The sequence below is a fragment of the Kitasatospora sp. NPDC059722 genome (assembly GCF_042733235.1).
Classification (GTDB): Bacteria; Actinomycetota; Actinomycetes; order Streptomycetales; family Streptomycetaceae; genus Kitasatospora.
Window position 1 is genome coordinate 1 of sequence record NZ_JBHWGD010000132.1, and the last position, 13,847, is coordinate 13,847.

The following is a 13,847-nucleotide window of genomic DNA, read 5'->3' on the forward strand; positions in this document are numbered from 1 at the left end:
CGGGCCCCCGGGGGGGGCGGGCCGCGGCGCCGGGGGCGCGCGTGATCACCGCCGGGGACGGCAACGTGCGGGCCGCGCGCGACACCGTGACCGTCGTCAAGGCCCTCAAGGTCAAGGGCAGCGTCTCCGGCATCAAGGCGGGCACCAAGGTCCGCAACATCCGCCTCGTCGACGGCGTCGACGGCCACGACATCGACTGCCGCATCGAGGGCTTCGGCGCGATGCAGCTCAAGTCCAGCGTGGTGAAGAAGGCCTGAGCCGCTCCGCCCGGCCACGGGGCGCCCGCTCTCTACACTCAACGCGGGCGACGGGTTTCGGCAACAGCGGGGGGGTCGAGAACCCCGCCCGCACCACGACGGTGACGGAGTGGACGGACCAGTCCGCGATGTCGCGCCCCGCGGGACGCATGCCGAGCCACTCCCGCGCCCAGCAGAACGGGCGGCGGCCGTAGCGCAGGACCTCGCGGCAGTGGTCGAAGGCGACGTCGACCGGCAGGCCGCCGTCGGCCAGACCCCGGGCGCAGCCGGAGTCGAGGACGATGCCGCGCCCCATGAGGGCGCGGCTGGCGAGCCACAGTTCCTCGACGGTGCCGATCACGCGGCCGTCCGGGAGGGCGAGGGGCAGGGGCATGGTGGAGCGCGTGAGCGGCCGGCTGATCGGGACGGGCGCGATCATCGGCCGCTCCGGCGTCGTGGCGCGGTGGCCGAGGGGTGCGAGGACTCCCTGCCAGGCGGCGGCGGTGAGCGTTGGGGCCATGGCCGCACGGTAGGGCCGTCGACCGGCCGCGGGTGCGCATACGCGCCGCCGGCGGGAAACGGTGTGACCGGGCTTCCCCCGCTCGGCCGTGTCCCACGGGCGGGTGGGGCGGCCCGGGAACCGTCGGCGCGCTGTCGCGTCCAAGCGGCATGAAGCCTTTCGAACGGGTCGCCGTCGCCGTGTTCGTCGCCGGGCTCTTCGCCGCCATCGCCACGATCGTCGGCTCCAGCGTCAGTCGCGGTCCGCACGAGGAGCCGCTGGGCAGCCCGCTCCTCTACGACCCGGTCGGGCACCGCCTGCACGCCAGGATCAGCTGCGGCAGCTCGCTCAAGGCGAAGGAGACCCGTAGTCAGGTGACGGTGACCTACTACCGGGCGCACCACGAGCCGGGCCAGTTCTGCTCGGCGCCGGATCTCTCGGTGACGCTCCGGAGCCCGCTGGCCGGCCGCCGCGTCGTGGACGACGACTCGGGCGCGACCATCGTCGTGACCACCGAGTGACGGCCGGTCCGAGCCCGTCTCCGTGAAGCCGTTCCACCCCCGGCGACCAGGGCGCCGGCGCTGGGTGATCTTCGACGACCGGATCGTCCTCGCTCTCGCCCGACGCTCCTGCGAGGTCGTCTGAGCTGGCTGATCGTCAAATTACGGCGGGTGTCGCGATGATGAGCATCGCTTACTACGTGGCACGTAGTTCGCGGCGCGTAGTATGGTCCTCCGTCAGATCGGAAGGAGCGACGACATGCAAGCCAACGACGCCCAGACGCTGGTGCTCTGCGCGCTGGCCGACGGGCCGCTGCACGGGTACGCCGTCAACGCGGCGATCGAGGAGCTGACGGGGGAGCGGCTCGGGCCCGGCAGCCTGTACGGGGCGCTGGCCAGGCTGGAGTCGAAGCGGCTGGTCGAGCCGCTCGACGGGCAGGGGCGCCAGCGGCCGGTGCAGTTGACGGCCCTCGGTCGCGAGGTGCTGGAGCGCGAACTGCGCGCCATGGCCCGGGTCGCGGACGCGGGACTCCGGCGACTGGGGGTGAACCCCGCGTGAGCGTCGTCGCCCGAGGCCTGGTCAGGCTCTACCCGGACGCGTTCCGCGAACGCTGGGGTTCGATGGTGGAGGACGAGGCCCGCGGCGCGGGCTGGAAGTCCTGGCCCAACCTGATCGCGGGCATCGCCGACATGTGGCTGCACCCGGCGGTCTGGCCCGCCGACTCACCCGCGCAGCGCCAGCGGCGGGTGGCCACGATGGGCATCACGGTCGCCCTCGCCGCCTGGTTCCTCGGCCACCTGGCCGCCGAACAGGCCGACTCGCTGCCCGCCGTCGGCGTCCGGGAGGCGGTCATGCAGGGCTGCACCACGCTGCTGCTGCTCGGCATCGCCCTGGTCGCACCCCGCCCCCGGCCCACGCCGGGCGCCGCGATCACGCTGCTGGGCTGGGCGGTCCGCCGCCTCGCCGCACCGACACTGCTCGGCACCGCCGTCGTCATCCTGGTGCACAGCGGTGTCGACGCGGACGCCTCGCCGCCCACCCTGCGCACCGCCGTGGTCGCCGCCTGGTGGATCGCCCTCGGCCTCGGCGCCGTCCAGATCCCGCGGATCTTCACGGGTGTCGGCGCGGACGCCGTCGTGCCACCCGGCACCGGCCGCCTCCGGGCCGGCGTGTGGACCCTCGCAGGCGCCAGCGCCACCGGTGGCGCCACCATCCTCGGCGTCTCGCTCACCGGCCTCCACCTGCTCGGCGTCGGCATCGGTGCAGGCCTGCTGCTCCTGACGGGGGTCTGCGCCGGCACCCTGCGCGATCTGCGGGACCTGCCATCGGCGTCGTGATCCCGTGCCGCGTCCGGCCTCGACCGCGCTCCACTCCAACCCACTCGGACGGTGCCCATGCCCGACCTGCTCCGCTCCCTCTACACCCGCCGGCTGCGCCGCGAGGTCATGGCGGGCCCACTGCCCCGGCACGTCGGGCTGATCATGGACGGCAACCGCCGCTGGGCCCGGCAGATGGGCATGGCCGACCCGAGCCTCGGGCACAAGGCCGGCGCCGACCACGTCGAGGAGGTGCTCGCCTGGTGCGAGGGCTTGGGGATCGACCACGTCACGGTCTTCGTGTGCTCGACCGAGAACCTCCGGCGCCGAGGCGACGCCGAAGTCGCCTACCTGATGGGGCTGATCGAACAGGTGGTCACCGACCGCCTCACCCGACCGGACGCCCGCTGGCAGGTGCACCTCGCCGGCCTGACCGACGCGCTGCCCGACAGCACCGCCCGCGCCCTCAAGGAGGCCGTCGAGGCCACCCGCACCTGCACCACCGGCGCCCACGTCACCCTGGCCGTCGGCTACGGGGGCCGCCAGGAGGTCGTCGACGCCGTGCGCGACCTCATGTACGCGCGGGCCGAAGGCGGCGCCTCGCTGACCGAGGTCGCCGACGCGCTGACGGTCGACGACATCGCCCCGCACCTGTACACCGCCGGACAGCCGGACCCCGATCTCGTCATCCGGACCAGCGGCGAACAGCGGCTCTCCAACTTCCTGCTCTGGCAGAGCGCTTACTCGGAGCTGTACTTCTGCGAGGCCTACTGGCCCGCCTTCCGCGAGGTCGACTTCCTGCGCGCCGTCCGCAGCTTCGCCGCCAGGCAGCGGCGCTACGGCGGCTGAGCATCCACCGATGGGGGACCGATGAAGAACCCTTCCAGCACCACTCCGCCGCTTTACGACTCGATCGGGGCCGGCTACCGCGACACCCGCCGTCCCGACCCGAGGCTGGCCGCACTCATCGGCCGGGCCCTCGCCGGAGCCCGCACCGTGGTCAACGTGGGCGCCGGAACCGGCTCCTACGAACCGGCCGACGCCGCCGTGACGGCGGTCGACCCGTCCCGGGTCATGCTCGACCAGCACCCCGGCGCGACGAAGGTGCGGGCCGCCGCCGAGCACCTCCCGTTCGCGGACGGGCGGTTCGACGCGGCGATGGCGGTCATGACCGTGCACCACTGGCCCGACCTGGAAGGCGGGCTGCGGGAACTGCGCCGCGTGTCCCGACGCCAGGTGGTCTTCACCTGGGACCCGGAGCACCGCCCGGAACTGTGGATGATCAGCGACTACCTGCCGCAGATCCGCGAGCTGGAGCACGCCCGGTTCACACCGCTGTCGACGGTCGCCGAGACGCTCGGCGCACACACGGTGCTCCCGTTCCCGATCCCGCACGACTTCACCGACGGCTTCCAGATCGCCCACTGGCGCCGCCCCGAACGCTTCCTGGACCCCGTCGTCCGGCGGGCCAGCTCCACCTTCGCCCAACTCCCCGCCGACGTCGTCGAACCGGCGATCGCCAGACTGCGCGCCGACCTCGCCTCCGGCGCCTGGTCCCGCCGCTACGGCCACCTGCTCGCCCGCGACAGCGTCGACTACGGCTACCGCCTGCTGATCGCCGGCGGCGAGCCCCCGGGCAGGGAGGATGTCGAGAGCCGCCCTGACGCGTAGGGCGTGTCTTGCGGCCGCAGACCTTGCAGCCCGGCGCGACGCCGGAGGCCGCCCGTCCGCGCGGGGGTTCGCGCGGTGGACGGCCTCCGGGTTTCGGCAGCGGGGAGTTCGGAGACCCGCTGCCCCCGTCACGATCCGGCGGGCAGGAGTGCGACGAGCTCGCCCAGGACGCGGGCCGCCGGGGCCGGGTCGACCAGCCACTTGAGGTGGCTGCTGGTGAGCGTGCGGACGTCGTACGGGTTGTCCGGCGTGAGTGCGTCGGCCTCGCGGATCATCCGGTCCTGGACGGCGAGCGGCAGGCTGGTGTCCTCGGTCAGCCGGACGTACGTCCTCGGGATCCGGCCCCACGTGTCGCGCCGGGCCCGGTCGTCCTCGGTGCCGGCGTCGAGGTTCTCGTCGGGCTGGAAGGTGTTGAGGAGGGCCATGAGCTCGTCGTCCGTGCCGTCGGCGAGGAAGGCCGCCCTGAAGCCCGCGAGGGCGCCCGGGTCGGCGGTGCGGAAGTTGGAGCGCAGCAGGCCCAGTTCGGCGGGGTTCGCGACCATCGCCGCGCCCATCGCCGCGAGGTCGACCGTGGCCATCTCGGGCTCGGCGTAGTAGGCCCCGACGGTGAGGTCGACGGGGGCCCACGAGGAGACGTAGACGATGCGGTCGATCAGATCGGGCCGCTGGTTGGCCGCGACGGTGGCCGTCATGCCTCCGCGGCTGTGCGAGACGAGGATGACGGGCCCGTTCCGCTTGGCCCGCTCCAGTATCCCGATGAGGTGTGCGGCGTTGTCGGCGAGCGTCACGCCCTTGATGGCTCCGGGCGCGGTGGCGAGCGCTGCGAGGTCCTGCGGTGCCTGGTAGGCGCGCGGGTACGTCGCGGCGAACCCGTGGCCCGGAAGGTCGACGGCGACCGAACGGTGTCCGAGGAGGCCGAGTTCGGCCTGGAGCGGGGCGAAGGCGAAGGAGTTCGAGAAGGCTCCGTGAACCAGTACGAACGTCGGCTGCATCTGGTGGTGACTCACTTTCAGGTCCTCTGCGGCGTGGACCGCGCACGCGTCGCACGCGCGAACGGCCGTCCACGATCCGATGATTCAGAGTACTCAACGGAAGATCATCCGCACTACCCGCACGGTACGGCCTCCTTGGACTCGACGCTCCCGAGCGCGGCGGGGTCGGCGCCCAGTGCGTCGAGGGCGTCCGGCCAGGCGGTGTCGCCGGGGTCGAGTGCGGTGCGGAGGTAGGCCCACGTGAGGTGCCGGACCGTGGCGACCCGCTCGGGGTTCTCGTCGGTGGTTTCGGCGACGTCGTATCCCGAGATGCCGCCGAGGCCGTGTTCCGCGTCGAACAGGGTGAGCAGCGACTTGGGACCGGGGGAGAGGGTGTACGGGTCGGTGTGCCACTCGGGGCCGCGGACGGTCAGGTGGGTGGAGGCGTCCTTGTCGCCGGCGACGACGAGCGCGGGTGTCGTCATCGTGGAGAAGTCGGTGGTCAGGAAGAACGGGGCGGTGCGGGCGAAGGACTCGGTGATCGCGTCGCCGCCGCGGCCGGGTGCGGCGAGCAGCACGCCTGCCGTGATCCGGGGGTCGGCGAGGTTCACCTCCGTTCCGGTGTCCGGGTCGGTGAGCCGGGCGCCCAACAGCAGACTCGCGGTGTGCCCGCCCATGGAGTGGCCGGCGACGGCGATCTTGGTGTGGTCCAGACGCCCGGCGAGCTGCGGGACGGCGGCCTCGATCGCGTCGAGCCGGTCGAGGATGCGCGACATGTCCTCGGCCCGGGACCGCCAGTGGAGCGGTGCACCGGGGGTGTCGGGGTCGAGGGTGCCGCTGAGGGTCCGGGAGCTGAGGTGGGTCGGCTGGATGACGGCGACGCCGTGGGCCGCCCAGTAGTCGGCGAGCGGGGCGTAGCCGTGCAGGGAGGAGAGGTGGTTCGAGGGGCCGTGGCCGTGCGAGATGAGGATGATCGGGAGGCCGGTGCCGGTGGTGGGCGCGGAGACGCGTACCTCCAGGTCGACGGCCCGGCCGGGAACCGGCAGCGTGACGGGGCTGACCGAGAGAACAGGGCTGACCGAGAGGCCGGGAGCGGCCGAGAGAACGGGAGTGGACGGTGAGCTCATGATGAGGTCCCTTCGATGGCTTCCCGCAGCCGGTCTCGTCGAGACAGCACGAGACAGCACGAGAGAGCGGGAGGCAGCACGGCACAGCGCGCGGAAGCGGTCGGGAGCGTCGGCCCCGCCTGGTGCCGTGGCACTAGACTGAAAGCGGAACGCGGTTCCGATTCAGGATGCGGAACGTGGTTCCGTTTTGTCAACGGCCGTCGGGAGGAAGACGTGGAACCCATCGCAAGCCCGTCCGGGGAGCCGCCCGCCGGCGGCAGGCGCGCCGACGCGCTGCGCAACCGGCAGACGCTGCTCGACGCCGCCGCCGAGGTGTTCGTCGCGTCCGGCGTCGACGCGCCGATCCGGGAGATCGCGGCCAGGGCGGGCGTCGGGACGGGCACGGTCTACCGCCACTTCCCGACCCGGGCGGACCTCGTCGTCGCCGTCTACCGCCACCAGGTGGAGGCCTGCGCCGAGGCCGGCCCGAGCCTGCTGGCCTCTACCGGCTCGCCCTTCGCGGCGCTGCGCCGGTGGATCGACCTCTTCGTCGACTTCCTGGTCACGAAGCACGGGCTCGCGGGCGCGTTGCAGTCGGACAGCGGCGGCTTCGCGGCGCTGCACGAGTACTTCCTCGACCGCCTGCTGCCCGTCTGCACGCAGCTGCTCGACGCCGCGGCCGCCGCGGGGGAGATCCGGCCCGGCACGGAGGCCTACGAGCTGATGCGCGGTGTCGGGAACCTCTGCATCGGCCACGACGGCGACCCGCGCTACGACCCCCGCCGCCTGGTCGACCTGCTCCTCCGGGGATTGGCACACCCGGCCTGATCCGGTGTCAGCTCGGGGGTGCCGTCCACTTCTGGGTCGCCGTCCCGGTGCAGGTCCGGATCTGGACCCCCGCCCCTCGCCCGTCGCCGCCCTGCCGAACCGCCCGCCCGATCACCGGTACGGCCCCCTGCGTCCTACGAATGACCGGCCATCGGTCGCCGACCGTAACCGATCATGCTTCTCTGCTCGCAGAGAGTTCCGGCCGCGCTGCGCGGAGCCGGACCGCGCGATCGCGCACCCGGACGACAGAGAGGTGGACGCCGTGCTGGCAGGAGTCGGACGCTGGGGCGGGAGGGGCGCGTGTGCCGCGCTCGGCGCCCTGCTGGCGGTGGTCGGCGCGGCTCCGCTCGCCCCGGCGCGGGCGCAGACCGGGACCGACGTCACCGTCACGGCGAGCGGGCCGGCCAAGGCCGCCGTCGGGGAGTCGATCACCTACGGCGTCAAGGTGACGGGCAGCGGCGTGCGCACCGAGGACACCACGCTGACGTTCCGTCTGCCCGACGAGGTGGACTTCGTGTCGGTGGACGGACGGTCGTGCGCGGCCACCGCCGACCGGCGCGGCGTGGTGTGCGCCTACGGGGTGCGGCAGGGCGGCACGTTCGGGCAGCCGGACATCACGGTGCGGATCAAGGACTCCGTCGCGGTCGGCACCCGGATCACCGCCCGCTTCACCACGAGCTACCGCCTGGGCGGCACGCGCTACGACGGCGGGGAGGCGAGCGTGGTCACCGAGGCGGTCCCGGGCGGTCTGACGTGCCCGGTGGTGCAGGACCCCGGCTTCTTCCCCCAGCCGCGTACGCAGGCCTTCCCCGCCCTGCCGACCTCCGCCGCCGAACGGGACCGGTTGCAGATCCGTCAGGCGCTGGCGGACGTGCAGCCCACCGGGTTCTGCCTGCGCGCGAACCGGCCGGTCCAGGTGACGGTCACCGGCGGATCCCCGGACGCGACCGTGGAGCTGCAGGTCGGGACCTGGGCCCTGGTGGACCCGTACAGCCGCACCGGATACGGCACCTATACGGCGAGCCAGTCCCCGCCGCGGTCCTACCGGCTGCAGCCCGGCGAGAACCGGATCGGCGACCCCTCGGGCGGGATCCTCTATGTGCGCCACACGGCCGACTCGCCCGCGAACGCCCCCTCCGTCACGGTGACGCTCGACGACGGCACGGCCGTCCAGCCGATCCCGCACTTCGACCGGCAGAGCACCACCAACGCCCAGTGGCAGCGCATGCTGGGCGCCACCACGGCGACCGGTCCGGTCGAGCTGGTCGGCGACCACGTCGTCATCGCGGGGATGCAGGAGTCCGCCCTGCGCTATGCGGGCGAGAGCCAGGACGAGCTCCTGGACACCTACGAGCAGATCCTCCGCGCGGAGGACGACCTCGCGGGCCTGGACGGCTCCACCGCCCGCGACACGCGCTCGCCGCTGCGCTTCCTCGCGGTCGAGAGCCCGTCAGGCACGAACCCCAACGCGACCTACTACCGGATCGCGATGCCCGGCAACCGCGACGGCGTCCTCTACTCCGCGACCGAGGCGGCGAACAGCTGGGGTCTGTTCCACGAGTTCGGGCACCAGCACCAGCAGCGGTGGACCTGGGGCGCCGGCCAGGACACCGACAACATGGGCGAGGTCACGGTCAACCTCTACTCCATGGCCGCGGACCGGCAGTTCGGGCACACCACCAACGGCTGGGCGGACGAGACCACCTGGGCCCCGGGCCGGGACTACCTCGCCCAGTCGGCCCGCGACTTCGCCACCGCCCCGAACAAGGCGCAGTTCGACATGTTCGCCCAGCTGGACAAGGCGTTCGGCCCGGATTTCTACCCGGTGCTGCACCGTCGGATGCGGGCCGAGCGGCCGGACCTGGCCGACACCGACCGGCAGATGCGCTGGTTCACCGTGACCGCCTCCCGGATCGCCGGAGCCGACCTGAGCGACCACTTCGCCGACCGGTGGGGCCTGCCGCTGAGCTGGGAGACCCTGGCCGCCCTGGCCGCACTCGGCCTCCCCAAGCCCGCCACCGACCCGAGCACCGTCGCCGCGTTCACGGGGAAGAAGGACACCCGCACCGAGATCGTCCGCTTCACCAACCGCACCGGCACGGCCCTGAACCGGTCGTCGCTCGACCTCCGCGACGGCACCTGGGCCCGGACACCGGCGGAGCGGATCCCCAACGGTCGGACCGCCGTCCTGCGGGTGACCACCAGCGGGGGCATCGACGGCACCGCCGGCTACACGCTGCCGGGCGCCGGTCAGGGCGGATTCATCTACCGCAGCCCGGAGTTCAGCGCGAACAACTACGCGGTCAGCACCGGTCAGGGCATCAAGGTCACCGTGAACGACCAGGACCAGAACACCCGCACCACCCCGCCCGGCACCTCCCTCGACAGCTACACCAGCACCGTCCTGGGCAAGGGTGACGACCCCACCGTCTGGGTCACGTACGAACGCGCGTGACCGGCGTCCGCGGGGCCGGCTCGAACGAGCCGTCCCCACACTCCGGCCCGGGGGCGGTGTCAGTCCCCGCTGGTAGCGTGCCGTTCGGCAGTGAAGATCAACAGGAGGGGCGGCAGCGGTGCGGGAGATCACGCGTCACGCGGTCGACGGGCAGCGGGTTGCCGAAGCGCTGGACGGCATCGTCAGGCGGACCAACCACCGGCAGTACGAGATGTGGCGGGAGGGCCCGTCCCCGGAGCGGATGCTGGCGCTGCGCGACGAGCTCCTCGACCACGTCGCCGCCCGTACGGTCGAGCACCCGGTCCAGGAGGAGGCCCCTTCCGGACTGGTCCTGCGGACGGCGGCGGAGATGGCCCTGGGGGCGCTGAGCGTCGGCTGCTTCCCGGACGGCGACCAGGAGATCCTCTTCCCGCTCATCGACGAGAAGTTCACCAACGACGACGTCTCCTTCGGCGCCGTCGCCGAGCGGGCCCCCACGGCCCGGACGTGGCTCGACGCGTTCGAGACATGCCTGGTCAGCGGGCTGCTGTGGGAGCGGGAGCGAGTCATCGGACTGCTGCTGCGGTGCGATTACGCGCCGGCGATCCGGGACGGCGTGCCGTACTCGCGGCTGACGTCGGTGTCGGACCCGGCGGACCTCGCCGCGATGGACGCGCTGTGCCCCTACCTGGCCGAGGCGAGCGGGCACCTGCCCGCCGACTGGCCCGCGGTGACCCTGCGCAAGCCGGAGCCGGACGAGCTCGCCGCGGCGGCCGGCCGGCTGGACGCCGTCGCCTCCCTGACGGCGGACCAGCGCCTGCTGCGCGTCCTCCTCGACGACGACCGGCCCGCGTTCGAGCAGGCCCTGGCGGCGCGGCTCGTCGAGTACCGGGAAGGCCTGGACGCCGATCCGGCCCCGCGGACCCTGCTGCCGCTCGGCACCCTGGCCCTGGCCGCCCTCGCGGTCCAGGTGCACGGGTGGGCGCTGGAGGTGCGGTCCGACTACCTGTCGGCCGATCCGCCGGCTTCGCCGCAGGCGCCCCGGCGCGGGCCCGACGGCGGGTCCGAGGACCCGCTGGGCAGCGTGTACCTGCGGCTGGTCGCCGAGGAGTCGGTCCCGGCCGAGGCACGGGAGCAGTTCGGCTACCTGCGCCCGCTGGCCACGGACCTCCTGGTGGGCATCGCCCTGGACACCCCGGAGAGCATCCGCGTCCTCGACGACCGCGACGTGGCCCTCGTCGACCGGCACGTCCTTGAGGCCGCCGCGCGCACCAACCTGCTGAACTCCCCTGTCGACTACGACACGTACGACCTGCCCGACGGTGCGGTCCTCCACATCCTCGGCCACCCCGAGTCGGTGTTCGCCGCCAGCAAGCTGCTCGTCTTCGAGGAGACGGTACGCGCCGCCGACGGCCCGGCGATCCCGGCCGAGGGCGTGCTGGTCGTCGTCCCGAACCGGCACAACCTCGTCTTCTACCCGCTCGCCGACGAGCACGTGGGCGAGGCCGTCAACTCCCTGGCCCAGTTCGCGTTCGGCGCCTACGAGGACGGCCCCGGGCGCCTCTCGCCCCGGGTGTTCTGGTGGCGGGCCGGCACCCTGACGTGCATCACCGCCTTCGAACCCGAGAGCCGGACGATGAGCATCTCCCCGCCCGACGAGCTCATGACCATCATGCGCCGTCTGGCCGGAGCGGCCGGCTGAGGGCGAGAGGCCGCGGCGCTGCCGGGTCCGTCGGCCCTGCTCGCCCGCCGGGCCGGGCCTCGGCAGGCCCGCCCGGGTGATCGTCCCGGCGTGGCGGCCGTGGCGGCCGTGGCCGCGCTGCGAGCCTGGTCGGCGGCCTGGCGTCGGACGATCCGGACGCCGGCTCGCCGATCCCACCCGGTTCGCCGATCCCACCCGATGAGCCCGAGGAGCCCCGCCTTGCCGCACCGGTTGTCCGTTCCCCGGCTGACGGCCCTCGTCGTGGCCCTGCTCCTCGGGCTCTGCGCCTGTTCCAGCTCCGGGCCGGTCTCGCGCCAGGCCGATGCGCACACGAGCTCCCCGCCCGCCGACGTGGTGGCCGCGGGCGGCCCGCTGGTCGGCGACCCCGCCCTCGTCCCCGGCGAGCAGTCCTGCGCGGCCGCGGAGGGCAACGCCCCGTGGTACCCGACCATCGCCGCGTTCGAGGTCCACGACTCCAACCGGACACACCTGTACGCGTGCGCGCACTTCGCGGGCGCCCCGTCGAACAACCAGGTCTACGCCTACGGTTCGCAGCAGGTCTACGCCACGCCGTACAACATCGTGGACCGCGGGCCCGACGAGCTCTACGTCTACGGCGGCGGCTACGGCGACAACCCGGCCGCGTCCGGCTCGTTCGTCTCGCGGGTCGAGCCGGGCACCTTCAACGAGGTCTGGCGGCGCGTGCTCATCAACACCAACGCCACCGACGAGTGGGACTACCCGGGCGTCCTGAACGTCCTGTCGGACGGCAGCCTGGTGGTCGTCTACGGCTACCACATCGCCCGGATCGACCCGGCGACCGGCGCGGTCCTCGCCCGCACGACGCTCCCCACCGGGGACTCGGCCCCGCGCGATACCGCGTACAACGGCTACGACGCGCTGCCCGACGGGACGATCGTCGCGAAGACCGTCAACCGGCAGCCCGGATGCACCGAACAGGGCTTCAGCGCCTTCCTCAACTGCCCCGACCCGACGGCCGTGCCGCCCTCGATCATGGTGGCGATCGACCCGAAGAGCCTCCAGGTGCTCTCCCAGGTCACGCTGCCGGAGATGATGGGCGGGCGCATCACCACGTCGACGCTGAACGGGACGCAGGAGATCTACCTGCCGGGCGCGACCAAGCTCTACCGCTACGCGTACCGGAACAACGCCTTCACCCCCGACCCCACGTGGGGACCGGTGAGCTACCTCAAGGACGGGCAGACCGCCGCGTCCGCCATGGCCGTCATCAACGACTACGTCGTCGCGATGACCAACGGCGGGAAGCCGACCCCGACGCCGATGAGCGTCGTCGCCGTCTCCCAGAGCGACTCGACCAAGGTGGCGAACGTCCAGCCGTTCGCGAACAGCGGCAGCAAGAACAGCTTCATCCCGTCGATGGTCTCGGTCGACCCCGAGAACAACCGCGTCTACGCCATGGACGCGGGGGCGGGCAAGCTGGCCGGGATCGACCTGTCGAACGGCACGCTGTCGGTCGCGTGGACACAGGACCAGACGACCCTCAGCTTCACGACCCTGCTCGGGCCCAAGGACCAGCGCGTCCTGATCGGGACGGACATCCCGGTGAAGTTCTTCCAGGGGCTCAAGAAGTACGACACCGAGCAGGTGGTGTGGCGCAGGGCCCAGGACGGCGCCGAACTCGCCCGCTCCAGCCAACTCCCCAAGATGACCCAGGGGATCCTGGTCACGCCCGGCTACGCCGGACTCCAGTACTTCCTCACCGCGGACGGCCACGTCACCGGCCTCCAGGTGGCTCCGAAGCCCGCCTCGCCGTCACCGTCGCCGTCGCCGTCCGTGTCGGGGAGCTCGACGAAGCCGGCGAGCTGATCGCCCGTAAGCCGTGTGCGGAATCACCGCACGCACGAATGGAAAGGGGGGAGGGAGCGGGCCCGAACGGGCGCCGCGCCTCCGACTGCCGATGGACGAAGACACTTGGTGGGCCTTGATCGAGGAGGCCCGCGCCGCGGTGGGCTCCCGGGCGGACGACCGGGACCCGCCGGACGATCCGCTTCCCGAAGCACTGACCGACGTGCTCGTCCGGCTGAGTCGGGAGGAGATCGTCGAGTTCGCCGTAAGACACGTCGAGGCACGGCAATCCGCCTATCGGTGGGAGCTGTGGGGAGCCGCCGACCTGATCGAGGGCGGGTGCAGCGACGACGGCTTCATGGACTTCCGCGACGGGCTCGTCCTCCTCGGGCGCGCGACGTTCACCCGGGCCCTGGCGGACCCCGACACGCTCGCCGACCTTCCCGTGATCACTCGCATGAGCCGCGAGGAGGCGGGCTGGATCGGTTACGAGTCGTTGAGTTACCCGATCGCGGACGCCTACCAGAGGATCACCGGCGAGACCGAATCCCTCGACGAGGGGATCGGTCAAGCTCTTGAGGAGATGGCCCACCCCGAGGACCCGGCGGGCGAGCGATGGAAGTTCGACGACGACGAGGAGACGCGGAGCCGTCTCCCGAGACTCGCGGAGCTCTTTCTCGACTGAGACCGCCTATCGCTCCTGAAGGGCGTGACCGGGGGTCAGCGGATCGCCGGTGGCGCCGTCCTGTGTGGGTC

At 72.7% G+C, this 13,847-nt stretch carries 14 protein-coding genes; 11 read left to right on the forward strand and 3 right to left on the reverse strand.

All coding sequences use genetic code 11. From position 1 onward, the window contains the following. A partial coding sequence (locus ACFV4F_RS39455; protein ID WP_380510129.1) for an alkylphosphonate utilization protein occupies nucleotides 1-257 on the forward strand: 257 nt, incomplete at its 5' end. Here the strand turns inward: ACFV4F_RS39455 and ACFV4F_RS39460 are convergent. Then, complete coding sequence (locus ACFV4F_RS39460) at nucleotides 229-756, reverse strand: hypothetical protein (protein WP_380510132.1); 528 nt, start codon at nucleotides 754-756, stop codon at nucleotides 229-231. The two genes, ACFV4F_RS39455 and ACFV4F_RS39460, sit on opposite strands and share 29 nt — an antisense overlap. Before the next feature lie 149 nt (nucleotides 757-905). Between ACFV4F_RS39460 and ACFV4F_RS39465 the strand changes: the two genes are divergently transcribed. The 5 genes from ACFV4F_RS39465 to ACFV4F_RS39485 all read left to right on the forward strand — a co-directional run bounded on the left by ACFV4F_RS39465 (nucleotide 906) and on the right by ACFV4F_RS39485 (nucleotide 4,223). After that, a complete protein-coding gene (locus ACFV4F_RS39465) occupies nucleotides 906-1,256 on the forward strand; it encodes a hypothetical protein (RefSeq protein WP_380510134.1) in 351 nt (116 codons plus the stop codon). Between the two features lie 238 nt (nucleotides 1,257-1,494). Then, a complete protein-coding gene (locus tag ACFV4F_RS39470; RefSeq protein ID WP_380445247.1) occupies nucleotides 1,495-1,794 on the forward strand; it encodes a PadR family transcriptional regulator in 300 nt (99 codons plus the stop codon). Beyond that, nucleotides 1,791-2,573: a hypothetical protein gene (locus tag ACFV4F_RS39475; RefSeq protein ID WP_380510137.1), complete on the forward strand. Its 783-nt coding sequence runs from the start codon at nucleotides 1,791-1,793 to the stop codon at nucleotides 2,571-2,573. The genes ACFV4F_RS39470 and ACFV4F_RS39475 overlap by 4 nt, the downstream gene beginning before the upstream one ends. A gap of 51 nt (nucleotides 2,574-2,624) precedes the next feature. Further along, complete coding sequence (uppS, locus tag ACFV4F_RS39480; RefSeq protein WP_380510140.1) at nucleotides 2,625-3,401, forward strand: polyprenyl diphosphate synthase; 777 nt, start codon at nucleotides 2,625-2,627, stop codon at nucleotides 3,399-3,401. A 21-nt stretch (nucleotides 3,402-3,422) separates the two neighbouring features. Next, nucleotides 3,423-4,223, forward strand: coding sequence for a class I SAM-dependent methyltransferase (locus ACFV4F_RS39485; RefSeq protein ID WP_380510142.1), 801 nt, complete (start codon nucleotides 3,423-3,425; stop codon nucleotides 4,221-4,223). A 128-nt stretch (nucleotides 4,224-4,351) separates the two neighbouring features. On the opposite strand, the gene ACFV4F_RS39490 is transcribed toward ACFV4F_RS39485, so the two are convergent. Then, nucleotides 4,352-5,215 carry an alpha/beta hydrolase gene (locus ACFV4F_RS39490; RefSeq protein ID WP_380510163.1) on the reverse strand — a complete coding sequence of 288 codons (864 nt, stop codon included), beginning with the start codon at nucleotides 5,213-5,215 and terminating at the stop codon, nucleotides 4,352-4,354. A 113-nt stretch (nucleotides 5,216-5,328) separates the two neighbouring features. Next, nucleotides 5,329-6,321: an alpha/beta hydrolase family protein gene (locus ACFV4F_RS39495; protein WP_380510145.1), complete on the reverse strand. Its 993-nt coding sequence runs from the start codon at nucleotides 6,319-6,321 to the stop codon at nucleotides 5,329-5,331. A 213-nt stretch (nucleotides 6,322-6,534) separates the two neighbouring features. Between ACFV4F_RS39495 and ACFV4F_RS39500 the strand changes: the two genes are divergently transcribed. From ACFV4F_RS39500 to ACFV4F_RS39520, 5 genes are all read left to right on the forward strand, one after another. Continuing rightward, entirely contained in the window at nucleotides 6,535-7,128 is a 594-nt protein-coding gene (locus ACFV4F_RS39500) for a TetR/AcrR family transcriptional regulator (RefSeq protein WP_380510148.1), read from the forward strand. A gap of 262 nt (nucleotides 7,129-7,390) precedes the next feature. Next, nucleotides 7,391-9,583 carry a M60 family metallopeptidase gene (locus ACFV4F_RS39505; protein WP_380510151.1) on the forward strand — a complete coding sequence of 731 codons (2,193 nt, stop codon included), beginning with the start codon at nucleotides 7,391-7,393 and terminating at the stop codon, nucleotides 9,581-9,583. Between the two features lie 118 nt (nucleotides 9,584-9,701). Further along, nucleotides 9,702-11,264, forward strand: a complete 1,563-nt coding sequence (locus tag ACFV4F_RS39510; RefSeq protein WP_380510154.1) for an immunity 49 family protein — start codon at nucleotides 9,702-9,704, stop codon at nucleotides 11,262-11,264. Between the two features lie 219 nt (nucleotides 11,265-11,483). After that, entirely contained in the window at nucleotides 11,484-13,112 is a 1,629-nt protein-coding gene (locus tag ACFV4F_RS39515; RefSeq protein ID WP_380510157.1) for a hypothetical protein, read from the forward strand. A 91-nt stretch (nucleotides 13,113-13,203) separates the two neighbouring features. Continuing rightward, nucleotides 13,204-13,776, forward strand: a complete 573-nt coding sequence (locus tag ACFV4F_RS39520) for a DUF4240 domain-containing protein (RefSeq protein ID WP_380510160.1) — start codon at nucleotides 13,204-13,206, stop codon at nucleotides 13,774-13,776. The last annotated feature ends 71 nt before the right edge of the window (nucleotides 13,777-13,847 follow it).

What these genes read in the sequence shown, in the direction of transcription:
- ACFV4F_RS39460 (WP_380510132.1), bottom strand. Translation starts at nt 756, where the DNA reads ATGGCCCCAACGCTCACCGCCGCCGCCTGGCAGGGAGTCCTCGCACCC.
- ACFV4F_RS39465 (WP_380510134.1), top strand. Translation starts at nt 906, where the DNA reads ATGAAGCCTTTCGAACGGGTCGCCGTCGCCGTGTTCGTCGCCGGGCTC.
- ACFV4F_RS39470 (WP_380445247.1), top strand. Translation starts at nt 1,495, where the DNA reads ATGCAAGCCAACGACGCCCAGACGCTGGTGCTCTGCGCGCTGGCCGAC.
- ACFV4F_RS39485 (WP_380510142.1), top strand. Translation starts at nt 3,423, where the DNA reads ATGAAGAACCCTTCCAGCACCACTCCGCCGCTTTACGACTCGATCGGG.
- ACFV4F_RS39490 (WP_380510163.1), bottom strand. Translation starts at nt 5,215, where the DNA reads ATGCAGCCGACGTTCGTACTGGTTCACGGAGCCTTCTCGAACTCCTTC.
- ACFV4F_RS39495 (WP_380510145.1), bottom strand. Translation starts at nt 6,321, where the DNA reads ATGAGCTCACCGTCCACTCCCGTTCTCTCGGCCGCTCCCGGCCTCTCG.
- ACFV4F_RS39520 (WP_380510160.1), top strand. Translation starts at nt 13,204, where the DNA reads ATGGACGAAGACACTTGGTGGGCCTTGATCGAGGAGGCCCGCGCCGCG.